The sequence below is a fragment of the Cellvibrio sp. 25HG11W-0 genome (assembly GCF_057815475.1).
Map to the genome: position 1 here is coordinate 3,674,576 of NZ_CM174230.1, position 14,517 is coordinate 3,689,092.

General features: G+C 47.1%; 12 protein-coding genes. 5 read left to right on the plus strand and 7 right to left on the minus strand.

The annotated features are described in order from the left end of the window. Window positions 1-29: 29 nt before the first annotated feature. Window positions 30-1,316 (minus strand): HD-GYP domain-containing protein, encoded by a 1,287-nt coding sequence (locus tag AC0KUT_RS15335; protein WP_488831268.1) that lies wholly within the window; start codon window positions 1,314-1,316, stop codon window positions 30-32. A gap of 186 nt (window positions 1,317-1,502) precedes the next feature. Further along, entirely contained in the window at window positions 1,503-2,291 is a 789-nt protein-coding gene (locus tag AC0KUT_RS15340) for a TIGR01458 family HAD-type hydrolase (protein WP_488831270.1), read from the minus strand. 254 nt (window positions 2,292-2,545) lie between these two features. Here AC0KUT_RS15340 and hisC point away from each other — a divergent pair, with 254 nt between their 5' ends. Beyond that, window positions 2,546-3,601 carry a histidinol-phosphate transaminase gene (gene hisC / locus AC0KUT_RS15345; protein WP_488831271.1) on the plus strand — a complete coding sequence of 352 codons (1,056 nt, stop codon included), beginning with the start codon at window positions 2,546-2,548 and terminating at the stop codon, window positions 3,599-3,601. Between the two features lie 163 nt (window positions 3,602-3,764). Here the strand turns inward: hisC and AC0KUT_RS15350 are convergent, their stop codons facing one another. Continuing rightward, window positions 3,765-4,199: an STAS domain-containing protein gene (locus AC0KUT_RS15350; RefSeq protein WP_488831272.1), complete on the minus strand. Its 435-nt coding sequence runs from the start codon at window positions 4,197-4,199 to the stop codon at window positions 3,765-3,767. 743 nt (window positions 4,200-4,942) lie between these two features. Between AC0KUT_RS15350 and AC0KUT_RS15355 the strand changes: the two genes are divergently transcribed. Further along, the gene (locus AC0KUT_RS15355; protein WP_488831273.1) at window positions 4,943-7,261 is read left to right on the plus strand and encodes a putative bifunctional diguanylate cyclase/phosphodiesterase; all 2,319 of its coding nucleotides are present in this window, start codon (window positions 4,943-4,945) and stop codon (window positions 7,259-7,261) included. 11 nt (window positions 7,262-7,272) lie between these two features. On the opposite strand, the gene rimK is transcribed toward AC0KUT_RS15355, so the two are convergent. Together rimK and AC0KUT_RS15365 are read right to left on the minus strand one after the other, a co-directional pair. Continuing rightward, window positions 7,273-8,178 carry a 30S ribosomal protein S6--L-glutamate ligase gene (gene rimK, locus AC0KUT_RS15360; RefSeq protein WP_488831274.1) on the minus strand — a complete coding sequence of 302 codons (906 nt, stop codon included), beginning with the start codon at window positions 8,176-8,178 and terminating at the stop codon, window positions 7,273-7,275. Window positions 8,179-8,271: 93 nt separating this feature from the next. After that, window positions 8,272-8,736, minus strand: coding sequence for an ATP-dependent zinc protease family protein (locus tag AC0KUT_RS15365; RefSeq protein WP_488831275.1), 465 nt, complete (start codon window positions 8,734-8,736; stop codon window positions 8,272-8,274). A gap of 205 nt (window positions 8,737-8,941) precedes the next feature. Between AC0KUT_RS15365 and AC0KUT_RS15370 the strand changes: the two genes are divergently transcribed. Together AC0KUT_RS15370 and AC0KUT_RS15375 are read left to right on the plus strand one after the other, a co-directional pair. After that, complete coding sequence (locus AC0KUT_RS15370; protein ID WP_488831276.1) at window positions 8,942-9,148, plus strand: PA3496 family putative envelope integrity protein; 207 nt, start codon at window positions 8,942-8,944, stop codon at window positions 9,146-9,148. 413 nt (window positions 9,149-9,561) lie between these two features. Further along, window positions 9,562-10,851: a GGDEF domain-containing protein gene (locus AC0KUT_RS15375; RefSeq protein WP_488831277.1), complete on the plus strand. Its 1,290-nt coding sequence runs from the start codon at window positions 9,562-9,564 to the stop codon at window positions 10,849-10,851. A gap of 14 nt (window positions 10,852-10,865) precedes the next feature. Here the strand turns inward: AC0KUT_RS15375 and AC0KUT_RS15380 are convergent, their stop codons facing one another. Continuing rightward, entirely contained in the window at window positions 10,866-11,768 is a 903-nt protein-coding gene (locus AC0KUT_RS15380; protein ID WP_488831278.1) for a VanZ family protein, read from the minus strand. A gap of 275 nt (window positions 11,769-12,043) precedes the next feature. Between AC0KUT_RS15380 and AC0KUT_RS15385 the strand changes: the two genes are divergently transcribed. Continuing rightward, window positions 12,044-12,778 (plus strand): DUF6748 domain-containing protein, encoded by a 735-nt coding sequence (locus AC0KUT_RS15385; RefSeq protein ID WP_488831279.1) that lies wholly within the window; start codon window positions 12,044-12,046, stop codon window positions 12,776-12,778. A gap of 83 nt (window positions 12,779-12,861) precedes the next feature. Here the strand turns inward: AC0KUT_RS15385 and AC0KUT_RS15390 are convergent, their stop codons facing one another. Continuing rightward, window positions 12,862-14,229 (minus strand): deoxyguanosinetriphosphate triphosphohydrolase, encoded by a 1,368-nt coding sequence (locus AC0KUT_RS15390; protein ID WP_488831280.1) that lies wholly within the window; start codon window positions 14,227-14,229, stop codon window positions 12,862-12,864. Window positions 14,230-14,517: the final 288 nt, after the last annotated feature.

Below are 14,517 nucleotides of genomic sequence, written 5' to 3' on the forward strand. Positions count from 1 at the left end.
CGATTGCGGTGCACTCATACAGTGCCACGTTAAACCTTGACCTCCGTATTAGTATATTCAGCAATCGATATTCCCAAGGCGCCACTGCCAAGTGTCGAGCGCACAAGATGATCATTACTTAAGGAGCCAAACTCTATGTCCAATAAATTGACGTAATAGGGGTTTTCCACTCGGGCTTCAGCATCGCGCACTATGAGAACTTTAGGAAGGTGACGAAACTTTTGATTGACTTCTACCACTATGCCGACACAACCATTGATCAGTTGCACTATGCTGCCCGCAGGATAAATACCGATACACTTGATAAATTCCAGTGCTAAATTCTCATCAAATTGCGCGCCTTTTTGATCATAAATAATCTTTAGGGCTTCGGTATTGCTTTTACCTTTGGAATAGCAACGGTCAGACGTCATAGCATCATAAGCATCCACCAAGGTGATCATACGCACCATTTCGTCAAGCGCTGCTGCCGGTGTTTTGTAAGGGTAGCCCCTGCCATCCATGCGTTCATGATGGCTTTTAGCCACTTCAGCTACAATAGGCGGAATAAACTCATTCGATTCTTGCAAGAGCTCAAAGCCGCGCAGAGCATGCCCTTTAATAAGCTCAAATTCATCGCTGGAAAGCTTTCCGGTTTTATTGAGAAGATCGAGCGGAACTTTCATCTTACCGACATCATGCAACAAACCACAGAGCCCTAAGCGCACGATGTCTTTTTCTGACAAACCCAAGTGCCGCCCAAACACCATAGCTAACACGCAAACATTCAAACAATGCTCTGCGGTGTAGGCATCTTGTTCACGAATTTTCGACATCCACATTAACGCAGATGGATTGCGAATGACGCTTTTAACGCAGCCCTTTACAATACCGCGCGCATCAGCAATCGCTACTCGCCCTTCACTAGCCACTTCGCTAAGTATTTTTTTGATGGCAGATTTACCCTGCGTATAAAGTATCTGAGCATAGCTTTGCTCCTCAATTGCCGTAACGCTATTGACGTACAGGTGTTTACGCTTAGGCGGTGACCTTTGCGCGCCGAGGCTGGCGCTGTGGGAAATGGCCGTACTAGAGGTAGTTACTGCAGTAAGGGTTTTTAAGGAACCCAAGCTATTTGCCGCCTGCTTGAGCGGATCAATCCATACATAAACAGCGTGCTCTGCAATGGCATCTATTGCCCTTTGGCTGTTCATGGGCATACCTTGCACAGCAAAAGGCGTTTCCAGCCAGCTCTTATCTAGTTCACTAACAAACATACCCAGTTTTAACTGGGATACATGTATTTTGATAAGATTTTTATTTTGTTGCTTCGACATTCTCTCGCCATTTAGTTAGACGGCTTAAGCCTAGCGCTGAATTCATTCTATTTCCCGTTTCAAATTAGAACGAATAGTCGATTTTTTACCGCAAGATGAACAAAACACTACTATGGCTCCCATCTAAGCCGCGCGCTCAACGGCGCTATTCCTATCAGGGCCGTTAACTAAATTCGCTTTCTATCACTACGCACTCATATTGGCCATTAAGTCTGCAATAGAGTCGAGCACCAAATCTGGTTTCACCCGTGATTCCGCGCAATAGGCCTCTCGATACTTCCCTGTTTTGACCAGAGCGCCCTTCATCCCCATTTGTTGTGCGCCGCCAATATCCGTGTCTATATCATCGCCCACCATGAGGGTATCTGCTGCAGCCACGCCAGTAGAGGTCAATACTGACTGGAAGAACTCTGGGTTGGGCTTGCCCATAATGCGCGCATTCTTGCTGCATAAGTATTCCAACCCAGCTACAAAAAAGCCGATATCGGCCTTTAAACCCGCTTCCGTTTGCCAAAAACGATTTTTGTGCAGCGCGATTAACTCTGCCCCTTGGTACATCGCATTGAAAAGGCGATTAATTAGCGCCAAACTCCACGCCGCCCCTATATCCCCCAATACAATGTAATCTGGAGCAGATTCATCTAGATCAAACTCATTAAAATCCGCCTTTATCACCTCCGCCACCACTGGCCAAATCCTTATGGTTCGCCCCAATTGCCGCTGTAATCGATGTAATTCAAGGCGCGCGGCGCCAGGCGCGCTGATTAACTCTTCACTCTTTAGCTCAAAACCCAAGCCATGCATCTGCGCGACCAATTGCGCTTGGGATTTGGTCGTCGTATTGGTAAGAAAGCGCAAAGGTATGCCACTTTCTCGCAATTGTTGAACGGCAAATACAGCACCTGGAATTGGCTCTTGGCCGACATAAAGCGTACCGTCCAAGTCGAGTAAGATTAATTTAGGCGCAGTAACCATATTTCACTCCTCAATCAAAAGATCTAAAGCAAAAACTTCGCCACACAGCCTCATGTGATGAATGAATAAACTATAACGCGGGCTAAACTCGTACAACTATCACCCTAAGCGCATTTGCCACTGACTTATTACGCTGCGCGAAAATAAACTGACTAAAAAACCGCAATCAACAATAGCAAAGGTGAATAGATAGAAGCTATTCACCTTGCAGCGTATACTGCGCCCTGATTTTTATCCGACCTTGAGGAGTCGTTATGTCGAAGTTTTGGAGCCAGGTAGTCCGCGAGCTGGAGCCCTATGTTCCCGGCGAGCAGCCGCAAATTGATGGGTTAATCAAGCTCAACACCAATGAAAGCCCCTATCCGCCCTCCCCCAAAGTTATTGATACGATTTCCCATGATGCGGTGGATAAGCTCCGCCTCTACCCTGACCCTAACTCTAAAAAACTTAAAAACACCTTGGCAGATTACTACGCTGTAGACGCTGATCAGGTGTTTGTGGGCAATGGTTCCGACGAGGTATTAGGCCTGCTGTTTATGGCGTTTTTTCAACAGGAAAAGCCGCTGCTATTTCCCGACATTAGCTACAGCTTCTACCCTGTCTACTGCAAGCTATTTGGGATTGAGTATGAATGCATCCCGTTAAGAGATGACTTTCGCATTGACTTTAAAGATTACGCCCGCGCCAATGGCGGCATCATCTTCCCCAACCCCAATGCCCCCACTTCCATAGGATCGCCCCTAGCCGAGATTGAAGCGCTATTGCAACAAAACACAGAGTCACTGGTGGTGGTAGATGAAGCCTATGTCGACTTTGGAGCCGAAACCGCGATTAGCTTAGTGAATAAATACCCCAACTTGCTGGTTGTACAAACCCTGTCTAAGTCTCGCTCGCTGGCAGGAATGCGCGTGGGTTTTGCCATAGGCAATAGGGATTTAATTGATGGGCTCGATCGCGTTAAAAACTCGTTCAACTCCTATCCACTGGATCGTATTGCAGAGGCTGCCGCGGTAGTGGCATTTGAAGATGAGGCCTACTTTCAAGCTTGTCGCTCTAAAATTATGGCAACACGCGCATGGACTGTTACCGAATTGGAAAAATTAAACTTTACGGTACTGCCATCGCAAGCTAATTTTGTTTTTGCGCGCCCTGCGGGTGATAACGCCGCTGCAATTGCTCAGCAGCTACGCGATCACAAGATTTTGGTGCGTTACTTTAACAAGCCACGCATCGACCAATTTTTGCGAATCACCATAGGCACTGATGAGCAAATGCGACGTTTAATTTCATGCTTAAAACAAGCGACTTAATTTGCACACAGTGAGGTGCTTCCGAATGAAATATGTGCGGCACCTCACCCACGTAAAAGGTTACTCTACTGGCATCACCTAGCGAGCGATTGAAGTCTCGCCGATGGTGCCGGAAACCCGCTACGAAATTAGACTTACGTAAACCTCGCGCAACCTTATACCACTAACGTTTATGTACCGGCACAACCGTAAAATACTTTTCCATTCCACACCAACTCAATAGTTCCATTACCTTAGGCGTGCAATTTAGCAAGCTTATGGCGTCTTTGCTCGATCCCTTGCGCTCGCGCAAAAGCAGCAACATACCCAAACCTGCGAGACTGACTGACGATGCATCGGTCATATTAAATTCAATCTTCTTAATGTCATTGCTTGCAGTCTCCACCAATAACGTTTTCCACTGTTTGCGCAAGGTGGCATCCATATCGCCAATGATATCCACCCGCATACCGCGCCCATCATTAATCAGCTTCCACTCCAACATAGGGCCATCAGAAAAAGCTATGCCATCACTAGATGCAGATGCGGGCTTAGGTTTCAGCGCCGGTTTTGGCACCAAAACCGGGTCCCGTGCTTTTATTGATTTAGGGTCTTTCATGTTCAGCGCCCTTACTTTGCTTTTCTTTGCATTTCTTTTATTTACAGCCTTGCATCAACAGCAAAACTTGCAATTACATTTTTCATGTCGCTGTGACAATTCATGACTGCGAACACTTTATTGACTACCTACGACAATTTGGCAACCCAGCCGCACCACTACACAAACAAGCAACTGTATATATAAGTAACAACACCAGTAACACAATATCGGCAAACAGCTGTTAAAACGCCGTTTGAGAAGCTAGATGCTAAATCATTCTAGACCAGCCCCAGCCTAAAGCGAGCAACCTAACAAAGAGCAAACTATTGACTCACTATTTCGCCCTTCGTTATTAATACTAAAAATTGATTGATAAGTAGATTAAAAATAATTCAGTATTTATCACCAACCCAAAGCTTATACCCACAAACTATTAGCTCACATAATAGTCGCCAAAGTTTCAATTCAGCTTTAGTAAAGACAGGTGCAAATATTTTAGCTATGATGCGTTCAGTAGCAGATCCACTAAAAATAGTTCTGCTTATAAGTAAAAATTTGGGATAACGTCAGCCTTAGGATTGCTGGGCTCAGGAAAACAAATGCAAGGCAGCAAACCGCAGTATTCATGAGCGCCAAGCATTGCTTTGACTCATCTGCCTAAGGAGCGATTTATCGCTTAGGCCATGCGGCATCACTCTATTCGCCACATGCGATAAGCGTCCTTGTCTTGCCAATAGGACGCGCACCCAAATTGAGTTGCTATGCAAAAAGATATTACCGCGCAGTCAAATCATTCGACTGTCTCTCTCATCAAAAAATTTCAGCAGCTATTTACTGATTTAAATAACAAGCAAATTGCTGAGCGCCTCGTAAAACTTGTGATTGCGCAAGAAGCAATCAGTCGCGTTGTATTCATCATTGCGCGAAACCAACAGTTGTTTGTAGAAACAATAGCAACCCGCTCTATCGATGAAACAATTGCAACCAGCGTATCAACGCCGCTTGCGCGCCTCAGTTTTTTACCCCAGCAACATATCGCAGATACCTTTAAATATGGCAGCAACTGCGACCTTGATAAACCAGCATTAACGCTGCTCGGCAATAAGGCTTTTCAACAAGGAACCCAGTCGGCACTCTTGCGCCCAATTATTGAGAACAAGCGCACCCTCGCCGTGTTTTATATTGAGTCCAATGTACCGCTTGATAAATTACAGCAAGCTGATGCAGCCCTAGAAACACTCTGGACCTTCAGCTCCTTATTAGTACGCCAAATCATTGATAGCCGACATTATGAAGAGCAGAGCGAGCGCTTTCGTCTCGCAGAGCAAGCCCTCTGGGCGAGTGAAACCTACCTAAACGCCATTTTAAGTTACTCTCCCGCATTAATTTCCGTGAAGGATCTCGATGGCAATGTGATGCTGGCAAGTGAGCATTTTAAGCTGATGGCCAATGTCGATGACACCGGACTGGTCGGCAAAAATGTTTTTGATATCTACCCAGAAGTCATAGCTCGCGCTATGTGGGACCTAGATGCGGCCGCGCGCAATGAACAGCAAACATTTGAACGGGAACTTGAGCTACTTCATAAAGATGGCAGCCTGCACACCTATTTATTGGTGAAATTCCCGCTGCGCAATAAAGAAGGCAATATATTTGGCGTCGCCACTATAGGCACTGATATTTCCGAGCGCAAAATTGCAGAAAATGCCCTGCGTGAACAGCAGACCAGGCTCAACTACATGGCGTTTCATGACCCGCTCACCGCCCTTCCCAATCGCGCGCTCTTTTACGATCGCATTAATCACAGCTTGGCGCGCGCCAAACGCAGCAGTAGTAAAATCGCGCTTTTACTACTTGATGTCGATCGCTTTAAAAATATTAATGACAGCCTCGGCCATGACGCGGGTGACATATTGCTACAAGCCATTGCCCAGCGTCTGCATGAAGGCGTGCGCGATATGGATACAGTGGCGCGCTTAGGCGGTGATGAGTTTGTGGTGGTACTGGAGGGCATACACGATATTAACGATGTTGTTTTTGTTGCCAATAAATTGCTGGCCACACTGGCGCGCCCGATGGATATTAGCGACCACGAAATCTCCACCACAGTAAGCATTGGCGTCAGCCTCTACCCTGAAGATGGCACAGAGGCCGATGAGCTATTAAAACATGCCGATATAGCCATGTATAAAGCCAAAGAGCTCGGTAAAAATAACTGTCAATTTTATACTAAGGGCATGAACGCTACGGCGGTCAACTATTTACTGTTAGAAAACGAACTGCGCCGCGCCATAGAGCAAGAGCAACTCACGCTTCACTATCAGCCACAATTTGATTTACACAGCGGCGAACTAATGGGCGTGGAAGCGCTTGTGCGCTGGCAACACACGAAACGTGGTCTTATCTCCCCCATACATTTCATCCCCCTCGCAGAGGAAACAGGGCTCATAGTGCCCATTGGTGAGTGGGTTCTGCGCGAAGCCTGTTTGCAACAGCAGCGCTGGCTCAAGGCGGGCCTAAATATAGGCACAGTGGCGGTGAACTTATCGCCACGTCAGTTCCGTCAAAAAGACTTCCCCGGCAAGGTAAAAGCCATACTGGCAGAGACAGGCTTGCCCGCAAAATATTTAGAGCTGGAAATAACCGAGAGCTCGGCGATGGAGCATGCCGGTGAGGCCATCAAGCAACTTAAAGAGCTGAGACAAATGGGTTTGTTTCTCGCCATAGATGACTTTGGCACAGGCTATTCATCACTGGCGTATCTGCAGCGCTTCCCCATTCAAAAGCTCAAAATTGATCGCAGTTTTGTTAATGATATAACCGAAGGTAGTACCGATTCTGCCATCGCCAAATCAATTATTGGCTTAGCACACAATATGAAGATGCGTGTAGTCGCGGAAGGAGTAGAGAACCCCGTTCAAGCAGGTTGGTTACGCGCCAACGGTTGTGATCAGGTTCAGGGGTTTCTCTACGCGAAACCCATGAATGTGGAGCAGCTTGAAAGCCATTTTGTGAAGGGGCGCTATTCTGTCAAAGGCACTATTGTAAACCTAGATACCGCTATGAAGTTGGGCGCCTAGGCGCCCTGAAATCACCCCTTACCTCTGACTTTATTGGCATTGGGGCGCGCATTTTCTTCGACAAAAGCTACTATAGCGGTAGCTATATCTTTGTGCGTTGATGCCTCAATGCCCTCCAATCCCGGTGAGGAATTCACCTCCATCACCAAAGGCCCACGACTCGAGCGCAACAAATCTACCCCCGCCACCTGCAGCCCCATGGTTTGGGCCGCTTTAATAGCAGTGCGCCGTTCCGTCGGGGTGAGCTTGGCAATTTTTGCACTGCCACCACGGTGTAAATTAGAGCGAAACTCACCTTCTTGCGCGGTGCGTTCCATAGAGGCTACTACCTTATCGCCAATCACAAAGCAGCGAATATCGCAGCCATTGGCTTCTTTGATGAATTCTTGCACCAAGAACTCTGCACGCAACTCACGAAAGGCCTCAATAACACTCTCTGCTGCCTTTGGCGTCTCTGCCAGCACTATGCCGCGCCCCTGAGTACCCTCGCAGAGTTTCAGCACCAGCGGCGTTCCCCCCACCAATTTGATCAGCTCTTTCGTATCGTGAACATTGTAGGCAAAACTTGTTTTGGGCAATCCAATCCCCTTGCGCGACAACAGCTGCAGCGCACGTAACTTATCCCGTGAGCGCCCCAGCGCAATAGATTCGGTGAGACAGTAAACGCCCATCATTTCAAATTGACGAATAACCGCCAAACCATAGTGAGTGACAGACGCACCTATGCGCGGTATGACGGCATCAAACCCTTCCAGCCGTTCGCCCATATACCATATAGCGGGGCTAGCAGAGGTAATATCCATATAGCACTTGAGAATGTCGACGACGCGTACGTCGTGGCCACGCGCAGTGCATGCTTCCATGAGACGACGAGTGGAATAAAGACGGCGATTGCGCGACAGTATGGCAATTTTCATAAATAACCTGGTTGTACTCAGAATGAGTTAGGACAGAAGTCGAGGCTAGTTAGGTGCAAAAGCAACAACCGCCTCCTGAGAAACTTAATGTGATTAGAGTGCTGCTTGCGGTGCTCGCTGCTTGTTACCGCCCAGCAAAAACGATTTGCTGCTATCAACCCAGAAGCCCTGTTTAAGCGCGCTGCGCCCCAGCAACATGCGAAAACGCATATTTTCTCGGTCAGTCAAGGTCAGCTCTATAGTGTACTCCACGCCGTTGATTTGCAGGCGAGTATCTATCACCACACGCTCCTCCTTGTGCCCTCCCGAATCAGTGACTTGCCGACGATCCTTAATAGGCGCTTCACATTCAATACAAGTCAAGCTGTCCTGTTGCACTGGATGCAAACCGAACCGAACCCAAGGTGTACCATTTTTTTCAAAAGGGGTGACATAGTAGGCGTGCAACGCGCTGGTACGCGCTCCCGTATCCACCTTAGCCTTAATATGGGGAATGGCTAAGTCGGGCAGCGCTACCCATTCGCGCCAACCGATTACTTGCGGCTGCTTTATGCTCACAGACATACCTCAATTTAATACAGTGACATGGTGATTGGGCGCGCTTTGTACCCTAAATTTGCGCCCAGGTAAAAAGAAAAATCTTAGTACCCACAGAAGATTTTTCTTTTGTTTTTTCATCAGCTATGGTACATAGCGCGGGTCAGAAATAACCTCGCCACCGAGGACCTAACCAACCCTTCTCTATCAATACTGGAGTAGTCAAATGTCTGTTGATGTAGAGTCGCAAGATAGTGATTTGATCAATGATGTTAGCATCGAAATCGATGACGAGGAGGCAACTCCCAAGCTAACTGGGAAAGAAGCCAGCCAGCACACCCTGGAAATGCGTCGCAAAATCGAAGATCGCTTGGAACGTCGTCGTATTAAAGACCAACTTGGTTACGATGATATTTACGGATTAGATTTTTAATGCCTGACTCTACCTTGCTCCAGCGACAATCTGGATCAAGGTAGATGACGTTATTAACCCGCCCCATCAACTAAAGCCACCACATCTTTCCTCAAACCTCTAGACTTATTTAGCCTCAGAGCACCTAACCAGCTGTCGCCTCTTATATCATTGCAATCTCATAATTCAGTTTTTAGACCTAATCTGCAAGACCCACGCTTACGCATTGCCGATAACTGCAATAGGCACTATGATCGTGCATACAAGTATGCGACCCAATAAATATACTTAATATTCACTATTGCCCCCAAATCAGTTAGCGTCGAACACAGTTAACAGTTCTTAATCACCCTGAGGCCAAAAGGAATAGATAATAGCCAATAAAACAATAACGATGCATTACTGCACCTGCCCCAATGGGAGCCATGCCAGCCATGAAAAAGAATTTAAGGCTTGAAGCCACTTTAGGCCTGCTGGTTGTTCTCACCATCTTCGCCATTGCATTTCAACAAACACTACTCGAACAACGCCTCGTTGTGGACCCTAACAGTGGCTACACTGTGCGCCTCTATCATGACGAAGAGTCAGGCGGTAATTCACTTATTGATCTCGAGGATGCAGAGCACTTCAAATGGAGTTGCATTCTGCGCGACCAATATGAATACCCTTTTTGCGGCTTTGAAGTCATCTTTGACCCTAAGCGGGTAAAAGGGCTTGATCTGCGCAACTTCCATAAAATTCGCATCTGGCTAGACTACAGTGGTGTCGGCAAGACCCTGCGTATTTCTCTGCGCAACTTCGACCCGCAGTACAGCGACCCCGCCATTGATAAGAGCACCAAATACAATCAAATTGAATTCAATACTAAACTGCTCTCCAGCATGAGTGAGTTTTCTCTACGAGATTTTTTTGTGGCCAACTGGTGGATATACGACAACAAAATCCCCCCGTCACTGAGCCACCCACAGTTTGACAACATTGTGGTATTTGATGTGCAAACTGGTTCTGGCAAAGCCTTAGGTAAACACAGCTTTCAGCTACATCGCATAGAATTGATTGGCCAAAGGCTCAATACAGCTGACTGGTATTTGAGCATCATCGTTGTGTGGCTCACCATCATTCTGGCCTTTCTAGGCTACCGCGTGATGAACCTTAAAGACCAAGTGCTGTTTCAGCGCAAGCGAGAATCAGAACTCATCGAAGTTAACACGCTGCTGGATGCGCGCAGTAAGATTCTCGAATTGAAATCCAAAACTGATTTCCTCACTGGTGCGTTTAATCGTTTAGGCATTGAAGAGGCCATTCACTTAGGTTTAAGCGAGTGGCGTAAATACAAGAAACCGCTGTCGCTCGTGCTACTGGATATAGATCACTTCAAACAAGTTAACGACCGCTATGGCCATGATGTAGGCGACCAAGTCTTAACTACGCTAGCGGCCGCCGTCCAAAAGCAAATTCGCACCCAAGATTTATTTGCGCGCTGGGGCGGCGAAGAATTTGTACTTTTATGCCGCGACACCGACATCAATCACGCCCGACTTCTCGCTGAAAAATTGCGTGAATTGATTGCCAATTTAGAATTCTCTCAAGACTTCAAAATAACAGCCAGTTTTGGTGTTACCACGTTTATTGCCCACGAAACACTCGATGAATTATTTAAAGCCGCTGATATGGCACTCTACAAAGCCAAATCCACGGGGCGAAATCGTGTCGTCGTCGTGTAGCGCAACCTACAGGTTTATTCTAAGCGCACATTGTCCCAATAAAAAATACGCGGCGAGGGTAGCGCCACAGCAAACAAACCCAAATGACTTATTTCCGCTAAATTCATCGCGCGCGCTCTTGGCGCTTGCTCGATATCCTTGACCGCAATGCGCACTTGATTCCACCCAGGTACCAATACCAACTGCCGATTAAAACGATCGTAATAATCGTTGTCGCCACGATCATGGGTAAAATCTGACACTCTTAACACAAGCGCCAAATATTCAGTGTCGGGAATGTAAATGTCCATTACCAAGGTTTCATAACCGCGCCAATCGCCAAGTAATTTATTGATACCCGTGCCGGAGTATTGCACTGTATCCAAGGTCACTTTGAACGACTGCTGACCCTGAGTATGCCGATCAACACTGAATTCCCCTTGTCCACCTAGGCGCAATAGTTCTGCCCTATCTTCAAAGCCTGCCAGCAGCGGAAAATTTCGCTGTGCTTGCCAATGTGCATTAGCTGCCTGCATTATTTGCCAAGCACTTGGCAGCGTCAGCAGCAGCGCAAGGCTACGCATAATCCATATGCGGCGATTAGCGCGCTGCCCCCAAAACAATCCCAACCACACTCCCACCAAGTCGCGATAGACATCAGCTGCACTGGCATCGCGCCCCACAAATTGTTGTATGAACTCAATCAGTGCCCCTGAAACCACACAAATAAGGCTTATCATTAGCCATTGGCGCGGCAAGTCAAACACCCTAAAGCGCTGCACAAACATCAACAATACCGAGAAAAAGGCAACATGCCCTAAATCCCAAAAGGCACAAATTAACGGCGGCGAAACCCAATCAGGTCCACCCCAAAAAAACAACGGAAATACCCCGCACAAAAGCGCTAGCAAACCCCAGGTCATTGCTTTAACTCGCACAATACTGCCTCGCCTCGTATGAAGTTCGCACTATAACAACTTATTACAAATCACTGGCGCATGAGGGCGCAAATGCCCTTTATTTAATCGAGGCTATCCCACTAAACTCTTGCCGTGTGAGGATCATGTCGGTATCCGCCACACAAAGAGTGCGGTGCATTTATGCGCAATACTCGGTGTTAGCTATTCCACTTTAAATATTTTGTTTCAGTTACCTTTTTCATCAAGGCTTTAATGACAATAACTCCGTAATGAAAACTATGGGAAAGAACATTATGAAAACCATGAAATCTACCGTTAGCCTGCTAGCCAACTTCAGTATTCTATGCGTGGCAACCTTCTTATTCTGCACCAGCGCGCTAGCGCAAAGTAAACCAAGTCCCATCGAGCAAACCTACTCAGTTAAACCAGACTATCGCAAGTGCGCCTACCCCATGTGTGGCGGTTGGTTTCTCACCCCCGTTAATCAATACTCGCTCTATCTCACCACTGAAGATGAGGCGCTACAAAGCGCAACCATTTTGCCCAACAGCATTTATGTTGCGGAACTTAACCTCAAAAAACTGGAACTCGACAGCAAGCAAAATGCACAACTGAACGCAGCGCTGCACGCAGAACAAGTACTCTTGCGTGGCAGTATTAGCACCCAAGTAAAACCTCGACTCGGTTTAAAAATCACGCGCCTAAACACATCAGCCGCATGGGTCGGCGCCAATAAAAACACCCCTGTGGGCACCTACTTGAACGTACGCAGTTCGGGCATTATGTGCATTACCACGCCCTGCCCCTATTACGTGGCAGAAATTATTAATAGCCAAGCCAGCAGTAATTTTGACGATTTAAATTTAGAGCGAGCACAACTCGACCGCGATCAAGAAGCACAAGCCTGGCAAGCCGTTGCCCGCGATGGTTTGATCATAACCGGCGTGAAATTTGAATCTAAGGGACAAGTTGGGCCCGGATTGGGAATAGCCGCCACCAAAGTATTTTTTGCCTTCCCAAGTAAATAACGCCCGCTCCTATTCACGTTGCAAAACAGAATAAAAAATGCCCAGTCATAGCTGGGCATTTTTTTTGCAAAAAAAAACACAACTCAATAATTTGAATTGCCCATACCATTAAATTGTTTGGCGAGATTAGTGGCATAGTTATCGGTCATGCCACTCACAAAATCAATCACCGCCATGAGTGCATGATATTTGTAGCGCCCGGTTTTATCGATCACATCTGGGTGAAAATTATTCTCACCGATTAAGGCCATAACGCGATTGTCCTTGTAGGTCATCTGCTCGGCTCCGCCCAAAGAGGCATAGACTGCCGTGCAAATCGTCGACAAAAGCGTCCCTATAATCGAATAGGCACCAATTTCCAGCTCCACTCTGCGCGAGTGATTAAAGATCTTGCGCTTAGCCAGCTCTTTCGCTGCCTGCACCGCTACTTTTACCTTAGGGTCACACAGCGAAATCAAATCGCCATCCACCTCCCCGTTTAAAAAAGCTTCCTGATGCTCTATAAAAGCACGCGTTCCCGAATTAATAAAGGCATCTATCACCTTACCGCGCATCAGTGCGGGCTTACGTCCATCGTTTACTTTTTTAAGCAACCGCTCTAAATCTGGGAGTTGCGCCGAGTCTTCAATAACGGGATGCAGTAACTCATAAATTTCCTCCCACTTTAGAATTCCCATTTCCAAACCATCTTCTAAATCGATAATGCCGTAACAAAAGTCATCGGCAGCTTCCATTAAATAGACCAGCGGGTGGCGACAATACCAATTTTCACCGCGCTCAATTAAGCCAGTTTTGCGCGCAATTTCGTGAAAGTAAGTTAACTCGGTTTGAAATATGCCGTATTTATTATCTTTAGGGCGCTGCCCCAATACCGTGGGCGATGAACACCAAGGGTATTTAATAGAAGAGGCAAGGGTTGCATAGGTTAGGCGCATGCCTTCGTGATACTGATGATACTCTGAGGTAGTCAGCACCCTTAAACCCTGTGCATTGCCTTCAAATACACGAATATCATCGCGCTCGGCGGGGGATAAATCCTGCAGAAATTCCGCTCCCTCTTTTTGAAACCAATTGCGCAGCGCATCTTCACCGGTATGCCCAAAGGGCGGGTTGCCAATATCGTGGGCCAAACAACTGGCTTGTACTATATCGCCTATATCGGTCGGCAAAAATTGCGCAGGCAAGTCGCCCTTATCTTTCAAAGCCTCACCCACCCGAATACCTAAGGTACGCCCCACACAGGCCACCTCCAAACTGTGGGTCATGCGATTGTGAACGTGATCGTTGGTCGCCATGGGATGCACTTGGGTTTTGCGCGCTAAACGGCGAAAAGCCCCCGAAAAAATAATTTTGTCGTGATCCGAGTGAAATGGCGAGCGCCCCTCTTCGTGTTTTGCCACGCGATTGCCTAAGCGATCAGCGCAGAGCAGCTGGTGCCAATTCATAGTCATAAATAGATCCTTAAAACCAATTTTAAAATGCTGAATATCGAGCCATGTCTAAAACAAGACTAGCAAAAAAGATTGCCGCAGGCTTCGACGATTAAAAAGCATGCATGCTCGGCGCAGCACATCTTCAAAAATAAATACCCTTGGGGGAATATATAGCGTGTGGAGCTTAACAGCTCAATAATTATCACCAGGCTATAAATACAGGTGAATAATCCGCACAACAGACGCACCAAGCTGATGCCACTGCAAAAAGCCCGCGCACAACTTCAGCGCATACACGGAATAGGA

What these genes read in the sequence shown, in the direction of transcription:
- AC0KUT_RS15350 (WP_488831272.1), bottom strand. Translation starts at nt 4,199, where the DNA reads ATGAAAGACCCTAAATCAATAAAAGCACGGGACCCGGTTTTGGTGCCA.
- AC0KUT_RS15340 (WP_488831270.1), bottom strand. Translation starts at nt 2,291, where the DNA reads ATGGTTACTGCGCCTAAATTAATCTTACTCGACTTGGACGGTACGCTT.
- AC0KUT_RS15390 (WP_488831280.1), bottom strand. Translation starts at nt 14,229, where the DNA reads ATGACTATGAATTGGCACCAGCTGCTCTGCGCTGATCGCTTAGGCAAT.
- AC0KUT_RS15385 (WP_488831279.1), top strand. Translation starts at nt 12,044, where the DNA reads ATGAAAACCATGAAATCTACCGTTAGCCTGCTAGCCAACTTCAGTATT.
- AC0KUT_RS15375 (WP_488831277.1), top strand. Translation starts at nt 9,562, where the DNA reads ATGAAAAAGAATTTAAGGCTTGAAGCCACTTTAGGCCTGCTGGTTGTT.
- AC0KUT_RS15335 (WP_488831268.1), bottom strand. Translation starts at nt 1,316, where the DNA reads ATGTCGAAGCAACAAAATAAAAATCTTATCAAAATACATGTATCCCAG.
- hisC (WP_488831271.1), top strand. Translation starts at nt 2,546, where the DNA reads ATGTCGAAGTTTTGGAGCCAGGTAGTCCGCGAGCTGGAGCCCTATGTT.
- AC0KUT_RS15355 (WP_488831273.1), top strand. Translation starts at nt 4,943, where the DNA reads ATGCAAAAAGATATTACCGCGCAGTCAAATCATTCGACTGTCTCTCTC.
- rimK (WP_488831274.1), bottom strand. Translation starts at nt 8,178, where the DNA reads ATGAAAATTGCCATACTGTCGCGCAATCGCCGTCTTTATTCCACTCGT.
- AC0KUT_RS15370 (WP_488831276.1), top strand. Translation starts at nt 8,942, where the DNA reads ATGTCTGTTGATGTAGAGTCGCAAGATAGTGATTTGATCAATGATGTT.